The sequence below is a fragment of the Confluentibacter lentus genome (genome assembly GCF_002806995.1).
Lineage (GTDB): Bacteria > Bacteroidota > Bacteroidia > Flavobacteriales > Flavobacteriaceae > Confluentibacter > Confluentibacter lentus.
Genome location: NZ_NIHE01000018.1, coordinates 1 through 1,736 on the forward strand (window position 1 = coordinate 1; position 1,736 = coordinate 1,736).

At 41.6% G+C, this 1,736-nt stretch carries 1 protein-coding gene; it reads right to left on the minus strand.

Going from position 1 to position 1,736, the window contains the following annotated elements; genetic code table 11:
- On the minus strand, window positions 1-1,446 hold a 1,446-nt coding region (locus CDH50_RS14975), incomplete at its 3' end, for an FG-GAP repeat domain-containing protein (protein WP_198513517.1).
- Window positions 1,447-1,736 lie beyond the last annotated feature (290 nt).

The following is a 1,736-nucleotide window of genomic DNA, read 5'->3' on the forward strand; positions in this document are numbered from 1 at the left end:
GTCGTTGTCCAGATCGGCATAGGCAACACCGTTGGAGTTCACTTCCCTTTCGAAGCCCCATTCTGATATCACCTTCGTGAACGATAGATCGCCATCGTTCCTAAAGGCATAGTTCTGCAGCTTGTCCGAGGGTATCGTATTTAAAAGTTGGTCTATACCCATACCATTTATTGAATCTTGTTCTGTATCAAGAAAACGACCAAAATCTTGATTCGCTATTTCCCTTTTGATACCATTGGTGACAAAGATATCCTTCAGGCCATCGTTGTCAAAATCGGCAATCAACGGTGCCCAGCTCCAATCGGTCTTGGATATGCCCGAAAACTGTGCCACATCCGTAAAATAGCCATTGCCGTTGTTAAGGTTGAGGATGTTCGACATATAAGAATAATGGAATCCAGAATTTACCATATTCCAGAAACCGTTTGTATCCATACTAGGCATGTTCTGTTTCCCTCTGCGATGGTCTTCAGCGGACATGTCCAGAACAAGCAAATCGGGCAAAAAGTCATTGTTAATATCAGCATAATCAGACCCCATGCTGCTAAAAGACGTGTGCTTTATCCTTTCTTTAATTTGATTTGAAAAAGTTCCATTTCTATTATTAATATAGAGCATATCTGGGGTGATAAAATCGTTGGCAACGAATACGTCCAACCAACCATCGTTATTGTAATCGCCTATGGAAGCACTTAATCCGAATTCTTTATTTACCATCCCACTATCAATAGTGACATCGGTGAACTTAGTGCCATCGTTCCTGTAAAGGTGGCTGGATGTTTGAGGTATTAGGTTATTATCCCTTCTTATATTTTGAAGATTATCTGAGTTTAAGAAATCATATCGATGGTTAACAAGGAACATGTCCAGGTCGCCATCCCTGTCATAGTCAAAAAAATAGGATTGGATCGAGAACCCATCATCGTCCAGGCCCCATTTTTGAGCCTCTTCCCTAAACGTGCCATCCTTTTGGTTAACGAACAGTTTGTTGCGCCTTAGCGCATCGCTGTCAAGGGACGCCGATTTGCACACATAGATATCCATCCACCCATCGTTGTTGATGTCGATCATGTTGGCGCCCGTGGTCCAGCCCCCCATATCCGAAACACCAGCCCTGTCGGTGACGTCCTCAAATTCAAGTTCGCCCTTGTTAATGTAAAGCTTATTGGATCTTTGGTTCGATGTAAAGTAGATGTCATCCAGCCCGTCGTTATTCACATCAGCGATCGCAACTCCCCCGCCATTATATACATAATAGTATTTTAAAACATTAAAATCTGCGGTCTCCACTACGGTATTGTTGAAATGGATGTTGGTCCGTTCATTGTCCAATAGGGTGAAAAGAGTCTTTGAGGCCGTCTCCTTCTTCTCCACACTATCATCTTTACATGAATGGGATAGGATCAAAAGAATGGCCAGTATCTGGATCTTGGATATGCGCATCATAGCTTTGGTTCGGTTCAACCGTCCGATAAATATCTTATTAATAGTTCTTTGGTTGGTCTCCAAATGTAAAAAAATCGAATGGTTACACAAAAAGATTATAAACTTCTTATCCCTATGCCTAATTAAATAAGACGCTATAGTTTAATTTGGCTTGCAGATTTAATCTCCATTTCTAATTAACCCTAAAAATGGCCAGTGGCATGTTGTTGTTGGCAATGAAAATATGGAGCCTGTCCCCGATCTTCACCACTTCCATGCGCTTGGCGTTAAAATCGTTATAAAAACTGACG